The sequence below is a fragment of the Variovorax sp. GW531-E2 genome (assembly GCF_059423125.1).
This window is the reverse complement of the sequence record NZ_JBWKXQ010000005.1, coordinates 12,103-30,200: the sequence shown is the minus strand read 5'-3', so window position 1 is coordinate 30,200 and position 18,098 is coordinate 12,103. Positions and strand designations below refer to the sequence as shown.

Annotated in this window: 12 protein-coding genes; 10 read left to right on the top strand and 2 right to left on the bottom strand. The window is 69.5% G+C overall.

The genetic code is table 11. The features are described 5' to 3' along the window. Positions 1 to 264 precede the first annotated feature (264 nt). Entirely contained in the window at positions 265 to 7,014 is a 6,750-nt protein-coding gene (locus AC07XP_RS05125; protein WP_495264009.1) for a prealbumin-like fold domain-containing protein, read from the top strand. A gap of 16 nt (positions 7,015 to 7,030) precedes the next feature. Here the strand turns inward: AC07XP_RS05125 and AC07XP_RS05120 are convergent, their stop codons facing one another. Beyond that, entirely contained in the window at positions 7,031 to 7,813 is a 783-nt protein-coding gene (locus AC07XP_RS05120; protein WP_062481672.1) for an IclR family transcriptional regulator, read from the bottom strand. 141 nt (positions 7,814 to 7,954) lie between these two features. Between AC07XP_RS05120 and AC07XP_RS05115 the strand changes: the two genes are divergently transcribed. The 9 genes from AC07XP_RS05115 (at position 7,955) to AC07XP_RS05075 (ending at position 16,700) form a co-directional block, all read left to right on the top strand. Further along, positions 7,955 to 8,962, top strand: coding sequence for a TRAP transporter substrate-binding protein (locus AC07XP_RS05115; protein WP_495264008.1), 1,008 nt, complete (start codon positions 7,955 to 7,957; stop codon positions 8,960 to 8,962). 157 nt (positions 8,963 to 9,119) lie between these two features. Next, positions 9,120 to 10,181, top strand: coding sequence for a ThuA domain-containing protein (locus tag AC07XP_RS05110; protein ID WP_495264007.1), 1,062 nt, complete (start codon positions 9,120 to 9,122; stop codon positions 10,179 to 10,181). A gap of 94 nt (positions 10,182 to 10,275) precedes the next feature. Beyond that, complete coding sequence (locus AC07XP_RS05105; RefSeq protein WP_095951053.1) at positions 10,276 to 12,501, top strand: outer membrane protein assembly factor BamB family protein; 2,226 nt, start codon at positions 10,276 to 10,278, stop codon at positions 12,499 to 12,501. A 36-nt stretch (positions 12,502 to 12,537) separates the two neighbouring features. Then, positions 12,538 to 12,612 (top strand): pyrroloquinoline quinone precursor peptide PqqA, encoded by a 75-nt coding sequence (gene pqqA / locus AC07XP_RS05100; RefSeq protein WP_013539171.1) that lies wholly within the window; start codon positions 12,538 to 12,540, stop codon positions 12,610 to 12,612. A gap of 58 nt (positions 12,613 to 12,670) precedes the next feature. Then, positions 12,671 to 13,591 (top strand): pyrroloquinoline quinone biosynthesis protein PqqB, encoded by a 921-nt coding sequence (gene pqqB / locus AC07XP_RS05095; protein ID WP_495264006.1) that lies wholly within the window; start codon positions 12,671 to 12,673, stop codon positions 13,589 to 13,591. Positions 13,592 to 13,595: 4 nt separating this feature from the next. Beyond that, on the top strand, positions 13,596 to 14,333 hold the full coding sequence (pqqC, locus tag AC07XP_RS05090; RefSeq protein ID WP_495264005.1) for a pyrroloquinoline-quinone synthase PqqC: 738 nt from the start codon (positions 13,596 to 13,598) through the stop codon (positions 14,331 to 14,333). Continuing rightward, positions 14,330 to 14,599 carry a pyrroloquinoline quinone biosynthesis peptide chaperone PqqD gene (pqqD, locus tag AC07XP_RS05085; protein WP_070059765.1) on the top strand — a complete coding sequence of 90 codons (270 nt, stop codon included), beginning with the start codon at positions 14,330 to 14,332 and terminating at the stop codon, positions 14,597 to 14,599. Before pqqC ends, pqqD begins: the two co-directional genes overlap by 4 nt. Further along, positions 14,577 to 15,755, top strand: a complete 1,179-nt coding sequence (pqqE, locus tag AC07XP_RS05080) for a pyrroloquinoline quinone biosynthesis protein PqqE (RefSeq protein ID WP_495264004.1) — start codon at positions 14,577 to 14,579, stop codon at positions 15,753 to 15,755. Before pqqD ends, pqqE begins: the two co-directional genes overlap by 23 nt. A 12-nt stretch (positions 15,756 to 15,767) precedes the next feature. Further along, on the top strand, positions 15,768 to 16,700 hold the full coding sequence (locus tag AC07XP_RS05075; RefSeq protein ID WP_495264003.1) for an alpha/beta fold hydrolase: 933 nt from the start codon (positions 15,768 to 15,770) through the stop codon (positions 16,698 to 16,700). Here AC07XP_RS05075 and AC07XP_RS05070 read toward each other — a convergent pair. Then, positions 16,681 to 18,096, bottom strand: a complete 1,416-nt coding sequence (locus AC07XP_RS05070; protein ID WP_495264002.1) for an ELWxxDGT repeat protein — start codon at positions 18,094 to 18,096, stop codon at positions 16,681 to 16,683. The genes AC07XP_RS05075 and AC07XP_RS05070 overlap by 20 nt on opposite strands. Positions 18,097 to 18,098 lie beyond the last annotated feature (2 nt).

The following is an 18,098-nucleotide window of genomic DNA, read 5'->3' as shown; positions in this document are numbered from 1 at the left end:
CCTGCCGGTGTGACCTCGGTGCGTGCCACGATGTGGGGCGCCGGTGGTGGTGGCTCCATAGCGGCAGGTGGCTTTTCAAGCGGCGGTGGCGCTGGCGGCTATGCCGACGGGACCGTGACGGTCACGCCCGGCAACCTCTTGGCGGTGACTGTGGGGCAAGGGGGGCGGAGTGAGGATGCGGCCGGACCCTATGGCAGAGGTGGTGTGGGCGGTGGGAAGGGGTCCAATGTCGGCGTGGGCGCTGGCGGCTCCTCGGGCGGGGGCATGAGCGCGCTGTGGGTCAACGACGGCGAGTTTTCTGTAACGAACGCAAGGCTCATCGCAGGCGGCGGTGGCGGCAGCGCCTACTGGACCGATAACGGCAGGCCTGCTCCCGGCGGTGGTGGCGGCACGAATGGTGGGTCTTCCAGCGGCACTGGCGGGCAGGGCGGCACGCAGTCCGCTGGCGGAGCGATCGGCACACCGACCTCCGGCAGCGTCGCGAGCACCTGCGTTGGCGGTTCGGCTGGCAGTGCCTTGCAAGGCGGCAACGGTTGCTCGGCCGTTGGCGGCATTTCCGTTCAGTACGAAGGTGGTGGCGGCGGTGGCGGTGGCTGGTACGGCGGCGGTGGCGGGATGGCGCAGTGCAGCAGCACGCCGAATCCGATCACGTCCACCTGTTCCTACAACGGACCAGGCGGTGGTGGTTCGGGCTACTTCGCTTCGGGGGCTGTCACCGGTGGCGTGCTCGCTGCGGGGCCCAACGGAAACTTCTCAGGGAGCGTTGCGGCGCCCAACCCAGGCGGCAGCCCTCACTACCAGAGCAGCATCGGCAGGGGCGGGGCGAGCGCGGTTACCGTCCCCCCGGGGCCGGGGGTTGCCGGCACGGCCGGCGGCAATGGCTTCGTCGTCATCCAGTTCAACGTGGTCAGGCTGCAGCTCGCCAAGGCCTGGTCGGCCGGCAGCAACACTGGCGACGTGGCCCTCATCGTGGCCACCACGGGTGGCACCGGCATCTTCGGCGCCGCCAGCAACACCGCGACCTTCAACGCGACGGCACCGACGGCCGGCGACAGCGGAACGCCCGTGGGTGTGGGCATTGGCAACGTCATCACGCTGCCCGCGGAAACGCTGACCACCGGCACGCTGGCGAACTACAACACGGTGCTCTCGTGTACCGCGAACGGCGGCCCGATGGCCAGCACGCTCAGCGGCACCAACGGACAGGTGAGCAACACGCTGACGATCGCCCTCGGCGACATCGGCAAGGACATCGTCTGTACCTACACCAACACGCGCAAGACCGCGACCCTGCAACTGGCCAAGTCGTGGAACCCCATCAGCGTGACGGGCAACGTGGCGAACATCGGCGCCACCACGGGCGGCGCGGCCAACACCGCGGCGTTCTCGTCGACGGCGCCGACGGCCAACACCAGCGCGACCGTGACCGTGGCGGCCGGCAACACGATCACCTTCCCCGCGGAAACCATGAACGGCGGCGTGCTGCCGAACTACACGACCGTGCTGTCGTGTACCGCCGGTGGCGGCGCGACGGCCAACAGCCTGAGCGGCACCAACGGCCAGGCGACCAACACGCTGACGATCGGCGCGGGCGACGCGGGCAAGGCCATCGTCTGTACCTACACCAACACGCCGAAGACCTCCACACTGCAGCTGGTCAAGTCGTGGGGCGCCAACAGCCTCACGGGCAACGTGGCGAGCATTCCAGCCTCCACGGGCGGCACCAACAACACCACGGCCTTCACGGCCACGGCCCCCACGGGCGCGAACAGCGGCACCGCCGTGACCGTGGCCACGGGCAACACGATCACGCTGCCGGCCGAGACGATGTCGCCGGGCACGCTGGCGAACTACAACACCGTGCTGGCGTGTACGGCCGGCGGCGGTGCCACGGCCAACGCGCTCAGTGGCACCAACGGGCAGAACAGCAACACGCTGCTGGTCGGCGCGGGCGACGCGGGCAAGGCGATCGTCTGTACCTACACCAACACGCCGAAGACGGCGACGCTGCAGATCGCCAAGGCCTGGGGCGCGAACAGCATCGCCGGCAACGTGGCGAGCCTGGGCGCGAGCACGGGCGGAGCGAACAACACCGCCGCCTTCACGGCGACGGCGCCCACGGGCGCCAACAGCGGCGCAGCCGTGACCGTGGTCGCCGGCAACACCATCACCTTTCCCGCGGAGACGATGCCGACGGGGACGCTGGCGAACTACAACACCGTGCTGGCCTGTACGGCCGGCGGCGGCGCCACGGCCAACGCGCTGAGCGGCACCAACGGGCAGGCCACCAACACCTTGCTGATCGGCCCGGCCGATGCGGGCAAGGCGATCCTGTGTACCTACACCAACACGCCGAAGACGGCCACGCTGCAGATCACCAAGTCCTGGGGCGCCGGCGCCATCAGCGGCAACGTGGCGAGCATCGGCGCGAGCACGGGCGGCGCGAGCAACACCACGGCGTTCACGGCGACCGCGCCCACGGCGGGCAACAGCAGCACGGTGAACGTGGTGGCGGGCAACACCATCACGCTGCCGGCCGAGACGATGCCCACGGGTTCGCTCGCGAGCTACAACACGGTGCTGTCGTGTACGGCAGGGGGCGGTGCCACGGCCAACGCGCTGAGTGGCACCAACGGGCAGAACAGCAACACGCTGCTGATCGGCGCGACCGACGCGGGCAAGGCCATCGTCTGTACCTACACCAACACCGGCAAGCCCGCGACCCTGACCCTCGCCAAGCGTTCGCTCGGCGGCGTGGCCGGCTTCGACTTCACGGGCACCAACGGCGTGGCCGCGCACACCATCACCACCACCGTGGCCGGCACGGCCGTCAACGGGCCGCTGCAGACGCTGACCGCGACGGGCACGGCGACCACCTTCACCGAAACCTACACGCCGGCCACGGGCGTGCCCGACTATGTGATCACCGACGTCAGCTGCACGGGCATGGGCAGCGGCGGCACGGTGACGCGCGGCACCGCGCAGAACACGAACCAGTTCACGCTGAATGCAGCGGCGACGGTGGCGGGCTCGAACATCGTCTGTACCGTCACCAACGCCAAGGCGCCGACGGTGCAGCTGCGCAAGAAGTGGGTCAACGCGCTCGTCAACGACGCCTTCACGCTGACCGCCTCGGGCACGGTGCACCCGAACCACAACATCGGCTACGCCTTCAACCTGCAGGCCACGGCCAACACGCCCAACGAGACGGACACCGGCGGCGCGCAGCGCGTGGCGGTGGGCGACACCGTGACGCTGTCGGAGACGCCCTTCGGCACCAACGCCGGCTCGTACACCGCCAGCGCCTGGAGCTGCACCGGCGGCGGCTCGCTCAGCGGCAACCTGCTGACCCTGGGCAACGCCGATGCGGGCCTGCCGATCATTTGCGAGATCACCAACACCGCGAAGACGGCGACCGTCACGCTGGCCAAGACCTGGTCGGGCGCGATCGTCAACGACGCGGTGAGCGTCACCGGCACGGGCCTCACCACGCTGGCCTCGGTGGCCAACACGGCCGCCGAGACCGACACCGGCACTGCGCAGGCCGTGCCCGTGGGCAGCGTCATCACGCTGGCCGAGAGCTTCACCACCGGCAGCGCCGCCAACTACACCAGCGCGCTGAGCTGCACCGGCACCAGCGGCCTGTCGGGCAACACGCTGACGGTGGGCGCGGCCGACACGGCCATCGTCTGTACCTACGCCAACACGCGCAAGACGGCGGCGGTGACCTTGTCCAAGAGCTGGAGCGGCGCCATCGCCGGCGACAAGGTCAACCTGACGGTCAGCGGCAGCGCCGCCGAAGTGACGAGCGCGACCGCCGGCACGTCGACCGCGCCGGCCACCACCACCAACGCCACGGCCACCGCGGCCAGCGGCGCCACGGTGACGCTGGCCGAGGCCTTCACCACCGGCAACGCGGCCAACTACACCACGACGCTGGCCTGTACCAAGGTGTCGGACGGCAGCGCGGTGACAGTGAGCGGCAGCGGCCTGAGCCGCACCTTCACCATGCCGTCGGACAGCGCGGTGAACTGCGCCTACACCAACACGCGCAGGACCGCGACGCTGCAATTGGCCAAGGCCTGGAGCGCCGGCAGCACCACGGGCAACGTGGCGAGCATCGGCGCGACCACGGGCGGCGCGAACAACACCGCTGCGTTCACGGCGACGGCGCCGACGGCAGGCACCAGCGGCACCGCGGTGTCGGTGGCCGCGGGCGACACGCTCACCTTCCCGGCCGAGACGATGACCGCGGGCACGCTGGCGAACTACACCACCGTGCTGTCGTGTACCGCCGATGCCGGCGCCACGGCCAACACGCTGAGCGGCACCAACGGCCAGGCCAGCAACACGCTGGTGGTCGGCGCGGGCGACGCGGGCAAGGCGATCGTCTGTACCTATACCAACACGCCGAAGACGGCCACGCTGCAGATCGCCAAGGCCTGGGGTGCGAACAGCATCGCTGGCAACGTCGCGAGCATCGGTGCGAGCTCGGGCGGATCGAGCAACACCACGGCCTTCACCGCGACGGCGCCCACCGGCGCCAACAGCGGCACGGCCGTGACCGTGCAGGCCGGCAACACGATCACGCTGCCGGCCGAGACGATGGCGCCGGGCACGCTCGCCAACTACACCACGGTGCTGGCCTGTACGGCCGGCGGCGGTGCCACGGCCAATGCGCTCAGCGGCACCAACGGGCAGAACAGCAACACGCTGCTGGTCGGCGCGGGCGACGCGGGCAAGGCGATCGTCTGTACCTACACCAACACGCCCAAGACCGTGACCGTGCAGCTGCGCAAGGCCTGGAGCGCGGACAGCACGAACGGCGACGTGGCCAGCATCGGCGCCACCTCGGGCGGCAGCAGCAACACGTCGGCGTTCACCGCGACGGCACCCACCGCCGGCAACAGCGGCGCGGCGGTGTCGATGGTCGTCGGCGGCACGCTCACGCTGCCGGCCGAGACGATGACCACGGGCTCGCTCGCGAACTACAGCACCGTGCTCGCCTGTACCGCCGACGGCGGTGCCACCACCAACCCGCTGAGCGGCACCAACGGCCAGGCGAGCAACACGCTGGCGATTGCCGCGGGCGATGCCGGCAAGGCCATCGTCTGTACCTACACCAACGCGAAGAAGACGGTCACCCTGCAGGTGCGCAAGGCCTGGGGCGCGAACAGCGAAGCGGGCAATGTCGCCAGCATCGGCGCAACCACGGGCGCGACCAACAACACGGCCGCGTTCACCGCGACCGCACCCACGGCCGGCAACAGCGGCGCGGCGGTGGTGGCGGCCGTGGGCAACACGATCACGTTCCCGGCGGAAACGATGCCCACCGGCACGCTGGCCAACTACACGACCGTGCTGTCGTGTACCGCCGACGGCGGCGCCACGGCCAACGCCCTGAGCGGCACCAACGGCCAGGCGAGCAACACGCTGGTGATCGGCGCGGGCGACGCCGGCAAGGCCATCGTCTGTACCTACAGCAACAACCGCCTGCCGACGGTGCAGATCCGCAAGCAGGCGCTGGGCGGCACGGGCACCTTCGCGTTCAGCGGCACCAACGGCTTCGGCTCGGACAGCATCAACGTCTCGGTGTCGGGCTCGACGGTGGTGGGCACCATCAAGACGCTCACCACGGCCAACACCCAGACGGTGCTGACCGAAGTCGCGGCCTCGATGCCCGGCGGCTTCGCGTTCTCGGGCGCGACCTGCACGGGTCTGGCGGGCGGGGCGACGGCGGCCGTCGATCTGGTGGCGGGCACCGTCACGCTGCCCGCGGCCGGGCTGACGAACGGCACGGCCGTGGTCTGTACCTTCACCAACACGCTCGCGGCCATCGTGAGCGGCCGCGTGTTCCTGGACAACGGCGTGGGCGGCGGCACGGCCAACGACGGCCTCGTCAACGGCGGCGAGGGCCCGCTGTCGGGCGTGAGCGTGCGGCTGACCAACTGCGGTGCCACCGTGTACGCGAGCGCGCTCACGGACGCCTCGGGTGCCTACAGCCTGAGCGTGCCGGCCGGCACGGCCACGGGCTCGGCGATGTGCGTGGAAGAAACCAACCCCGGCACGCGCGTGTCGACCGGCGCCTCGGTGGGCAACGTCGCGCTGCCCTCGGGCTCGGCCGTGGCTGCGGCCGGTGGCACCTACACCTACACGCGCACCGGCACGCCCGACCGCATCGCCTTCAGCTGGAACGGCACGGGCCACGCGAACCTGAACTTCGGCGACGTCGACAACAGCGCCTTCGCGACCGACGGTGCCAAGACCGGCCTGCCGGGCAGCACCGTGACCTACGCCCACACCTTCACGGCCGGCACGGCAGGGCAGGTGCGCTTCAGCGTGGCGAGCGAGACGGCCACGCCCGCCATCACCGGCTGGACGACGAAGGTCTTCGCGGATGTGGGTTGCACCGGCAGCCTGCAGGCCGGAGCCGCGCAGCTGTACCCGCCGAGCGCGGCGGCCACGCCCGTGACCTTCGCGGGCAAAGTCTGCGTGATCGTGCAGGAGTTCATTCCCGCCACGGCGCCGCTGGGCTCGAACAACAAGGCGACGATCCGCGCCGACTTCACCTACACCAACGCCAGCCCGTCGCTCAGCGGCAGCTTCACGCTCGACGACCTCACGACCGTGTCGGGCGTGGCGCTGGAGCTGAAGAAGGAAGTGCGCAACATCACGCAAAGCGGCACCTTCGGCGTGAACAACCAGGCCAAGTCGGGCGAGACGCTCGAGTACCGCATCACCTACACGAACAACGGCGACGCGCCGATCCGCAGCATGGTCGTGAACGACATGACGCCGGGCTACACCACCTTCGTGAGCGCGACCACCGGCACCACGCCGGCATCGCTCACGGGCTGCGTGAAGAACACGCCGGCGAACGCGCCGCCGGCGGGCGCGGTGGCCTGCACCACCGTTCAACCCGCCGGGGGCACGGGCGCGATCGACTGGCGCTTCACGGGCACGGTCGAGCCGGGCGGCACGGGCTTCGTGCTGTTCCTGGTGAAGGTCGACTAAGGACCTGGCAGGGCCTTCAGGCCCGGCGCTTGAACAGTGCGGACGCGCCGCTGGCCCGCGCCACGTCGTCCGCCGCGGCCAGCAGCTGCGGGCCCAGCGCGAGCATGCGTTCTTCCGTGAGCCGCACCAGCGGCCCCGCGATGGTGATGACGCCGATCACGCCGCCGTGCGCACCGCGCACCGGCGCGGCCATGGCGGTCATCGCGGGGGCGAACACCTCGTTGATCATCGAGAAACCGCGCTTGCGCGTGGCGCGCAGGAACACGAGCAGCGCCTTCACGGTGGTCGGCGCTTTCGGGCCGAAGTCTTCCGGCTGGCCGAAGCCCTGTTTCGCGACGAGCTGCAGCGCCTGCTCGTCCGTCATGGTCGAGAGCCAGGCGTGGCCCGCGGAGCTGCACGAGAGGTTCACCGACAGGCCCATGTCCGGGTCGTAGCGCAGCCCGCGCGTGGCGCCTTGCGCCTTCGCGACGAAGGTGAGCTCGTCGCCGTCGACCACCGCCAGCCGCACCAGCTCGCCCGACGCGACCGCGAGTCGGTCGAGCAGCGGCTGTGCCACGTCGACGATGCCGCTGTTGCTCAAGAAGCTCAGGCCCAGCGACACCAGCTTGATGGTCAGCATGTAGTCGCCATGGCTCTGGTCCTGCCGCACATAGCCGTAGCGCACCAGTTCGCTCAGCAGGCGGTGGGTGGCGCTCAACGGCATTTCCAGCTCGGCAGAAAGCGCGGAAAGCGCACGGCCCTCGGGGTGGCCGGAGAGGTGTTCGAGCACCTTGAAGCTGCGTTCGAGTATGGCTGTCATGAGACGACTCTAGCATTTTGCCAAGTGTTTTCACTAGTAGAAAGATTTTCCACTAAATCGATAAGATCGCGCCGCCAGGAGTCGGGGCGCGTGTGAAGCGCCCCGGCATGGACCGCTCACATCGCACGCTGGAGAACAACTTTGAGAACGCTTTACCGCTCGCTGGCCACCGCCGGCCTTGCCCTCGCCCTGGTCGTTCCTGCTGTTGCGCAAGCGCAGCAGGAGCGCGTGATCCGCTTCGGCCACCTGAACAACGCCGACCACCCCGTGAGCTTCGGCGTCAAGCGCTTTGCCGAACTCCTGTCGGCCAAGAGCGGCGGCAAGATGAAGGTCCAGGAGTTCCCCGCCTCCCAGCTGGGCAACGAGATGCAGCAGCAGTCGGCCCTGCAGGGCGGCGTGCAGCAGATGTCGGCACCGGCCACCACGTCGCTGGCCGGCATCGTCAAGGAGTTCGGCCTCGTCGACTTCCCCTTCTCGGTGAACAACTTCGCGCAGGCCGATGCGCTGCTCGACGGCCCGTTGGGCCAGGCGCTGATCGCCAAGCTCCCCGAGAAGGGCCTTGTCGCCCTGGGCTACTGGGACCTGGGCTTTCGCAACGTCACGAACAGCAAGCGCCCGATCACCAAGCCCGAAGACCTTGAAGGTCTGAAGATCCGCGTGATCCCCAACCCCGTGTTCCTCGAAACCTTCAAGGCCTTCAAGGCCAACCCGGTGCCGATGCCTTTCGCCGAGCTGTACGGTGCGCTGGAGGCCAAGGCGGTCGACGGGCAAGAGAACCCGTATGCGGTGATCCTGTCGAACAAGTTCTACGAAGTGCAGAAGTTCGTCAGCGCCACCAACCACGTGTACGCCGCCAACATCGTGCTGGTGAGCAAGAAGTTCTGGGACTCGCTCACGCCCGCCGAACAGAAGATGATGAACGACGCGGCCAACGAGGCACGCGGCTACCAGCGCCAGGTCAGCCGCGCCGCCGCGCAGAAGGCCGTGGGCGACCTGCAGGCCAAGGGCGCGCAGTTCAACGAACTCAGCGCCACCGAACAGAAGCGCATGCGCGACATCGCCAAGCCCGTCGTCGACAAGTTCGCCGCCCAGTACGACCCCGCCATCGTCAAGCTCTACAACGACGAGCTCGTGCGCATCCGCAAGTAGCGCGCCCCCACGGCCGACGACGAATTCCTTCTTCGTTCCCGCCGGCAATTTCCGTCACTCCCACGTCTGCGCCTGCCGCCACCCGCGGCGCAGCGACACGTGCTGGGCGCGTGCGCCCGTCCGATTCCGCCATTGACACCACCAAGAGGAGACTCCGTTGACACATCCCAGATTTTTTCCCTTCGGACTTGCATCGGCCGCCGCGCTCGCGCTGGCATTGACTGCCTGCGGTGGAGGCGACGGCGGCGGCGGCGCGGCCTTGCCGATCCTGCCCGTGGCGCCCGCGCCTGCTGCATCGGCACCGCCGCCTGCGCCGACCGACGAAGTGCCGGCGCCCACCGAACCGGTGGCCGAGGTCGACGACAGCTTCGACGAGTACTACAACGTCTGCCGCGGCACCAACCCCAAGTGCTACAACGACTGGGGCGCGTTCGCCACCACGCCCGACCGCGTGCTGATCTACTCGCGCACCGCCGGCCCGCGCCATGCCGTGCTCGGCACGCCGATGGCGGCCGGCCTGAACCCGGCGATGAACACCGACAACGTGATGCAGGCAGGCCTCGTGCGCATGCTGTCGGCCGAGGGCATCACGGTCGACTGGACCGAGGACGTGGCCGTGCTGGGCAGCCGCATCAACAACTACAAGGCGATCATCTTCGCGAGCTCGAACCGCGACACCTTGTGGAACGGCGCGGTGAGCACCAGCCAGGACGCCGCGCGCACCGCACTGCGCAACTACATGCGCCGCGGCGGCGGCTTCGTCGGCCTGCACAACGCCTTCGGCGCCGAATACAACTGGCCCTACTACGAAGGCCTGCTGGGCAACGCGAACTTCTACAACCACGGACCGAACCGCGCGGGCGATGTCGAGATCGTCTCGGACGACCCTTCGACGAAGGACGTGCCCAAGCGCTTCTCCTTCCAGGACGAGTGGTACAACCTGATGCCCTTCCCGACGAAGGTGAAGTTCCTGGCCAAGGTCGACACCTCGACGCTGAAGCCGCTCACCTCCGCGCCGCATCCCGGCCACGCCGACTTCCATCCGGTCGCCTGGTGCCAGTACTACGACGGCGGTCGCGCATGGCTCACGACCCTCGGGCACAACGCGCACTCGTTCACCGCCGACCTGTCGGGCGTGGGCGCCATCGAGTTCCAGAAGCTCGTCGTGCAAGGCGTGAAGTCGGCGATGGGCCTGACGCCTTTCTGCACCACCGAGTAACGACGACGACCTCCCGGGGCCGGTGCGGCGCCGTGTGCGCGCCACCGGTCGTTTCGAACATCCCTGTTCCAACGTTCACCGAGTAGAGACATCCATGAAGAAAAAATCATTGGTCACGCTGCTGATCTCGTGCGGCGTGCTTGCATCGCCGTTGCTGATCACCGCCTGCGGCGGCTCCAGCGGCGGTGGCGGAACGCCCGTGCTGCCCGTCGTGCCGGCCCCTGCGCCGCCGCCGTCTGCCGGCACACCGCCGCCCGCATCGCCACCGGCCGCCGCCGCACCCGCGGCCGACCTGTCGGACTGCTGCACCGCCGGCGACAAGGACTTTCCGAAGGTCGGCGGCAACCTGGGCAACCAGAACTATTCGAGCCTGCGCAAGATCAACAAGGGCCTCGTCACGCAACTGGGCGGCGCCTGGGTCAACCAGATCGAAGGCGGCATGACCACCGGCAACAACCAGAGCACCACCGTCGTCGTCGACGGCGTGCTCTACATCGAGTCCGCACTGGGCAACGTGGTCGCGGTGGACGGCAAGACCGGCGTGACGAAGTGGAAGTGGACCACGCCCTACGGCAGCATCACCCGCCGCGGCGTGGCCGTCGCCAAGGACCTGGGCCTGGTGTTCACCGTGGCCACCGGCAACCGCCTCGTGGCGCTGCGAACCGACACCGGCGCCGTCGAGTGGATCAAGCAGTACCCGACCAGCAGCACCGACCCCGACTACAAGGGCGCGCTGCAGAAGGTCGCGCTGGTCTACCACGACAAGCGCCTGTACCTGGGCACCAACGACGGCAACCGCGGCGCCGCATTCTCGGCCGACGCACTCACCGGCAAGGTGCTGACCACCTTCTGGGGCGTGCCCCGCGCGGGCGAACTCGGCTACGACACCTGGGGCGGCGCACCCGACACGGCACGCACCGGCGCCACGCCGTGGATCCATCCCGCGGTCGATCCCGAGCTGGGCCTGGTGTACTGGACCTTCGGCAACGTGCGCGGCGGCTCGTCGCAAGACGGCTCCTCGCGCCCGGGTCAGAACCTGTTCGCCAACTCCATCGTCGCGCTCGACCTGAAGAGCGGCGAATACAAGTGGCACTTCCAGTCGGTGCACCACGACATCTGGGACATGGACAACGTGATGTCGCCCGTGCTCGCCGATGTGAAGATCGACGGCAAGGACCGCAAGGTCGTCATCTACGGCAGCAAGACGGGCATGTACTACATCCTCGATCGCAAGGACGGCAGCGCGCCGCTGGGCATCGACGAAGTGCCCGTGAAGCAGGACGCCCGCCAGGCCAGCTGGCCCACGCAGCCTCTGCCGCGCCAGGGCGCCTGGACCGAGACCTGCATCGTCGACCAGCCGCTGGGCACGGCCATTCCGGGCGACCCGAACCGCGCGGTGCCCAACTACACGAAGGGCTGCCTGTACGACGCACACTGGGACGTGCCGATCCTGTCCATCCCGGGCCACGGCGGCGGTGCCAACTGGAACCACCAGTCCTTCAGCCAGCGCACGGGCCTGGTCTACACGGGCATGGGCTACGTGTCGGCAGCGCACTCGCTCAGCGAGTCGAGCAACGGCCTGCGTCCGCCGGGCACCTACATGACCGGCGCGGTCGTGGCGGTGGACCCGAGCACCAACCTCGTCAAGTGGAAGAAGCCGCTGCCGTACTCGGTGGCGCACGGCAACGGCATCCTGAGCACGGCCTCCGACCTGCTGTTCATCGGGCAGCCCGACGGCAACCTGCTGGCGCTCGATGCGCAGGACGGCACCGAGCTGTGGCGCTTCCAGACCGGCGCGGCGATCAGCGCGAGCCCGGTCTCCTACGAGATCGATGGCGAGCAGTACATCGCGGTGTTCTCGGGCGGCACCAGCATTCCGTACGGCGACTCGGCCCCGCGCGGCGACCGGCTGTGGGCCTTCAAGGTCGGCGGCGCGGTGACCGCGGCCGCCACGCCGACACCGCCCGTGGTGCGTCGGCCCGTGTCGGGCGCGGCGGTGGAGGGCGCGGCACTGCCGACGCCGAACACCGTGTTCCTGGCGCGTGTGCAGACCGCGGCGAACGAGCCGGGTGCGACCGAGTCGACGGCCGTGAATGCCATGACGCCGACCTTCATGCGCGTGCCCGTCAACACCGCCGTGACCTTCACCAACCCCGCAGCCAACGCCAACACCCACTGCGCCACGCAGTTCTTCGAAGGGCGGTTCAATTTCAGGCTGACCCCGGGCCAGTCGCAGACCCACACCTTTGACACGCCGGGCGAATACTTTTACAACGACTGCCATAGCCCGCGCCCGACGGGAAAGATCGTCGTCTATTGATATGTCCTCAACCCCAACCACTGAAGGAGCAATGCGATGAAATGGTGCAAGCCTGAGTTTGAAGAAATGCGTTTCGGTTTCGAAATCACGATGTACATCTCCGCTCGCTGAGCGCGCAGACCCACGGCACCGGCCTTGCGCCGGTGCCGTGTTTTTTTGTTGGGCCCCCATGAAGATTCTGGTGCTGGGTTCGGGAGCGGGCGGTGGCTTCCCTCAATGGAATTGCAATTGCCGCCTGTGCGCCGGCCAGCGAAGCGGGCAGGTGCGGGCCACGCCCCGCACGCAGAGTTCGATCGCCGTGTCGGCCGATGGCGAACGCTGGATATTGCTGAACGCCTCCCCCGACCTCGGCGCGCAACTGCGCGCCTCGCCGGCCCTGTGGCCGCGCCACGGCCTGCGCCATTCGCCGATCGAGGCGGTGGTGCTGATGGACTCTCAAATCGACCACGTCGCAGGCCTGCTGAGCCTGCGCGAAGGGCAGCGGCTGCAGCTGTACTGCACGCCCGAGGCCCATGACGACCTCAGCGGCAGCCTGCCGCTGCTGCGCACGCTCGACAGCTACTGCGGCGTGACCTGGCACCCGTTGTCGCTCGAGCCCGGCGGCGGTGCCTGGCACGACATCGCCGGGCTGCGGCTGCAGGCCGTGCCGGTGCCCGGCAAGGCGCCGCCGTATTCGCCGCGCCGCCAGACCGAGGCGCGCAGCGAGAACGCCGCGGTGCTCATCGAAGACCCCACCACCGGCAAGCGCGTGCTCTACGCGCCGGGCCTGGCGCAGGTCGGCGAGGCCGAGCGCCGCAGCCTCGATGCCTGCGACTGCGTGCTCGTCGACGGCACCTTCTGGACCGAAGACGAGATGGTCGCGGCCGGCCTCGGCAAGAAGCACGCGGCCGACATGGGTCACCTGCCGCAATGCGACGGGCCGCACGGCCCCGGCATGCTGCAGGCGCTCGACGCCTGTGCGGCGCGGCGCAAGGTGCTCATCCACATCAACAACAGCAACCCCATCCTGGACGAAGACGGGCCACAGCGCGCGCAGCTCGTGCGCCGCGGCATCGAGGTCGCGTTCGACGGCATGGCCTTGGAGATCTGAACACGTGACACAAGAGACACAAGGCCCATGGTCCCCGCAGGAATTCGAAGCGAGGCTGCGCGCCATGGAGTCGCGCTACCACAGCCACCACCCGTTCAATCGCCGGCTCAACGCGGGCGAGCTGCAGCCCTTCCAGGTGCGCGGCTGGGTGGCGAACCGCTTCTACTACCAGTGCCGCATCCCGGTGAAGGACGCCGCCGTTCTGTCCAACTGCGACGACCGCGCCACGCGCCGGCGCTGGGTGGTGCGCATGCTCGACCACGACGGGCACGGCGACCATGAAGGCGCCAACGCGGGCGGCATCGAGATCTGGACCCGCCTGGGCATCGCCACCGGCCTGGCGCGCGAGGTGCTCGAGTCGCACGCGCTCGTCGTGCCCGGCGTGCGCTTCGCGGTCGATGCCTACGTCAACTTCGCGCGCACGGCGTCGTGGCAGGAGGCGGTGATCTCCTCGCTCACCGAGATGTTCGCACCGCGCATCCACAAGGACCGGCTCGCGGGCTGGCCCACGCACTACCCGTGGATCGACACCTCGGGCCTGGACTACTTTCGCAGCCGCATTCCGCTGGCCGACCGCGACGTCGAGCACGGCCTCGAAGTGGCGATGCAGTGGTGCACCACGCGCGAGCGGCAGCAGCGCGCGCTGCACATCCTGGGCTTCAAGCTCGACATCCTCTGGGCCATGCTCGACGCGATCGAGAAGGCTTATCCCGACGACCTTCCGAAAGACCAGCAACCATGACCGCATGGACCGACGATGCCCAACCGGCGCTCACCTCGATCTACCGCATGCAGTGGGAAGAGGCGCAGCAGTGCCACGTGCTGCTGTTCCCCGAGGGCATGATCAAGCTGAACGGGCCGGCGGCCGAGATCCTCCAGCGCTGCGACGGCAAGACCTCGGTGGCCGCACTCGTGGCCGACCTGGAGCGCACCTTCGGCGAGAGCGACCTGCATGCCGACGTGCTCGAATTCCTGGAGCAGGCCCATGGACGCCACTGGATCCGCTGAGCCGCAAGCCCGCGCACCCCGCGCGGTCGCCAAGCCGCCGCTGTGGCTGCTGGCCGAGCTGACCTACCGCTGCCCGCTGCACTGCGCCTTCTGCTCCAACCCGGTCGACTACACGCGCTACCGCGAGGAGCTGGACACGGCCGAATGGATTCGCGTGTTCCGCGAGGCGCGCGCGATGGGCGCGGTGCAACTGGGCTTCTCGGGCGGCGAGCCGCTGCTGCGCGACGACCTGCCGGAGCTGGTCGCGGCGGCGCACGAGCTCGGCTTCTATACCAACCTGATCACCTCGGGCGTGGGCCTCACGCCGCAGCGCGCAGAGACGCTCAAGCGTGCGGGGCTGGACCACATCCAGCTGTCGTTCCAGGATTCGAGCCGCGAGCTCAACGACTTCCTCAGCTCCACGAAGACCTTCGACCTCAAGCAGCGCGTGGCCCGCACCATCAAGGACCTCGGCTACCCGATGGTGCTGAACTGCGTGATGCACCGCTACAACCTGCCGCACGTGGGCCGCATCATCGAGATGGCCGAGGCGATGGAGGCCGACTTTCTCGAACTCGCCAACGTGCAGTACTACGGCTGGGCCTGGCGCAACCGCGAGATGCTGATGCCCTCGCGCGACATGCTGGCCACGGCCGAGGCGGTGGTGCAAACCCATCGCCCGCGCCTGGACGGCCGCATGAAGATCCTCTGGGTGGTGCCCGACTACGCCGAGGGCAAGCCCAAGCCCTGCATGGCGGGGTGGGGCAGCGTGTTCCTCGTGGTCGCACCCGACGGCGTGGCGCTGCCGTGCCACAGCGCGCGCATGCTGCCCGGGCTCGACTTTCCCAATGTGCGCGAGCACAGCATCCGCAGCATCTGGCAGGAGAGCCCGGCCTTCGGCGCCTACCGTGGCACGGGCTGGATGAGCAGCACCTGCCAGAGCTGCGATGAGAAGGAGAAGGACCATGGGGGCTGTCGCTGCCAGGCTTTTCTGCTGACCGGCGACGCGGCGGCCACGGACCCGGTGTGCCCGAAGAGCCCGCGGCATGAGGAGGTGGAGGCGATGGTCAAGGCGGCGGGTGATCCGCGCGACGTCGGCACGCCGATCCGCTTCGTGCCGGGCGCGCGGCGTGCGGGCGACCTCGTCTTTCGCACCGACGCGAACGCGCTGAGCTGAGAACACGCGCCAATGACGATCACCCATCGCCTGCCTCTGGACGGCGGGCATGTGATGCACGTCGAGGAGCACGGCAATCCGGCGGGCCTGCCGGTGGTGGTGCTGCATGGCGGGCCGGGCTCGGGCAGTTCGCCGCTGTTGCGCCGGGACTTCGATCCCGCGCACTACCGCATCGTCTGCCCCGATCAGCGCGGTTCGGGCCTCAGCACACCTGCAGGATCGATCGAACACAACACGCTCGCCGATCTGCTGGCCGACCTGCGGCTGCTGCGCGCACATCTGCACATCGATCGATGGCTGGTGGTGGGCGGCTCGTGGGGTGCCACGCTGGCGCTGAGGCATGCGCTCGACGCACCGGAGGCCGTCGCGGGCCTGCTGCTGCGCAACGTGTTCCTCGCGCGCCCGGGCGACATTCACGCGCTCTTCGCCGGGGCCCTGCAGCACGACGGCCCCGCATGGCGCGCACTGTGGGGCGAGGCCGGGCGCCGGCAATGCCCGGTGACGGTGCCGATCGCCGAGGTCTTCGCGCACGGCACCTGGGAGCGGCAGTGCGAGCTGACGCGCCACTGGTTCGACTGGGAACAGCGCCTCGCCACCGGTGGCGCCGCGCCGCCGATCGACGAAGCGATGCTGCCGCGGCTCGTGGCGCGCTACCGCGTGCAGAGCCACTACCTGCGGCATGGCTGCTGGCTCGACGCGCCTACGCTGTTGCAGCGCTGCGCCGCATTGCCTGCCGTGCCCACGTTGATCGTGCATGGCACGCAGGACGCGCTGTGTCCGCCCGAGGGCGCGCAGGCACTGGCGCAGGTGCTGGGCGCGCCGCTGCAGTGGGCGCAGGGCGCGGGCCACGACCCGACGCACCCCGCCATCGCCGTAGCCATGCAGCAGGCCTTGCGCGACTACGCGGCCACGCAGGCCTTCGGTGTCAGCGCAGCCGCGCCTTGAGCGGATCGCCGATCAGCGTCGCCCGGCCGTCCTTGCCGTCCTTGCGATAGGACCACAGCCGGTCGTTGCCATGGCCGTCGTCGGCCACGAAGAGCACCGCGTCGCCCAGCGCGCGAAAGCCCAGCGGCATGGCGTGGCGTTCGCCCGCGGCCAGGTCGGCCACCGCGCGCGTGCCGGCCGGCGTGCCGTCGCTGGTCCATGGCTCGACGCCCCGGCCACCGCCGCCGTTCGCCGCGAACCACAGGCGCGCCCCGATGACGGCGAAGCGTGCCGGTGAGCCGTTCTCCACGCCCGGTGCGATGTCCTTCACCCGCACCGTGCCCGCCGCCGTGCCGTCGCTGCGCCACAGCTCCGCGCCCGACACGCCGTCGGTCGCGGCGAAGTAGAGCTTGCCGCCCATCACGGCGATCGCGCTCGACACGGAGCCGCTCGGGCCCGGCCGAATGTCCTTCACCAGCACCGTGCCCTTCGCGGTGCCGTCGGTCTTCCACAGCTCGATGCCGTGCACGCCGTCGTCGGCCGAGAAGTACAGCGTGCGGCCCAGCACCGCCAGGTGCGTCGGCCGCGAGGGCGCGGCGCCGGGGCGCAGGTCTTTCACCAGCTGCGTGCCGTGTGCGGTGCCGTCGCTCTTCCACAGCTCGGCGCCGTGTTCGCCGTCGTGCGCGGTGAAGTAAATGTCGTTGCCCACGGCTGTGAGGTTCTGGATGCCCGCATCCTCGATGCCTGGGCGGATGTCCTTCACCAGGCGTGTGTGCTCGGGCGAGCCGTCGGTCACCCAGAGTTCGTGGCCGTGCGTGCGCGTGGTCGCGGTGAAGAACAGGCGCGAGCCGGCCACGGTGAGCTGGCGGGTGAGGGCGCGCGGCCCGGCGTCGACGGCGGACACGCGCGTGGTGCCCTTCGCATCGCCCGTGGTCTTCCACACCTGGAAGCCGGTCTGGCCGTCGTCGGCCACGAAGTAGAGCGCGTCGCGGAACACGGTCAGCTCGTTGGGCATCGCGCCTTCCTCGCCGGGGCGCAGGTCGATCACCTGCGTCGTGCCGGCGGCGGTGCCGTCGGTGCGCCAGAGCTCGAGCCCGCTCGCGCCGTCGGTGGCCGTGGTGTAGACGTGGCCCTTGAACGCGACCTGACCGGCAGGGAACGACCCCCGGAAGCCCGGCCGGATGTCCTTCAGCAAGGAGGTGCCGGCATTGCTGCCGTCGGTGACCCACAGCTCCTGGCCGGTCGTGACGTGGAAGGCGCTGAACACCATCTTGCCGCTGCCCAGCGGCGCGAGGCCGGAGGGCGCGATGAAGGCCAGCCGCTGGCGCTGCTCGGGCAGCACTTCGCGCTCGGGGTCTTGCGCGACCGCGGGAAAAGCCGCGAACAGGGCGAGCGCGGTGAGGCAAATGGCGCGCATCG

Bases quoted from the DNA above. Each gene is read 5' to 3' on its own strand.
- pqqD (WP_070059765.1), top strand. From the start codon at position 14,330: ATGACCGCATGGACCGACGATGCCCAACCGGCGCTCACCTCGATCTAC.
- AC07XP_RS05125 (WP_495264009.1), top strand. From the start codon at position 265: ATGAGCGCGCTGTGGGTCAACGACGGCGAGTTTTCTGTAACGAACGCA.
- AC07XP_RS05075 (WP_495264003.1), top strand. From the start codon at position 15,768: ATGACGATCACCCATCGCCTGCCTCTGGACGGCGGGCATGTGATGCAC.
- AC07XP_RS05070 (WP_495264002.1), bottom strand. From the start codon at position 18,096: ATGCGCGCCATTTGCCTCACCGCGCTCGCCCTGTTCGCGGCTTTTCCC.
- pqqB (WP_495264006.1), top strand. From the start codon at position 12,671: ATGAAGATTCTGGTGCTGGGTTCGGGAGCGGGCGGTGGCTTCCCTCAA.
- AC07XP_RS05120 (WP_062481672.1), bottom strand. From the start codon at position 7,813: ATGACAGCCATACTCGAACGCAGCTTCAAGGTGCTCGAACACCTCTCC.
- pqqE (WP_495264004.1), top strand. From the start codon at position 14,577: ATGGACGCCACTGGATCCGCTGAGCCGCAAGCCCGCGCACCCCGCGCG.
- AC07XP_RS05105 (WP_095951053.1), top strand. From the start codon at position 10,276: ATGAAGAAAAAATCATTGGTCACGCTGCTGATCTCGTGCGGCGTGCTT.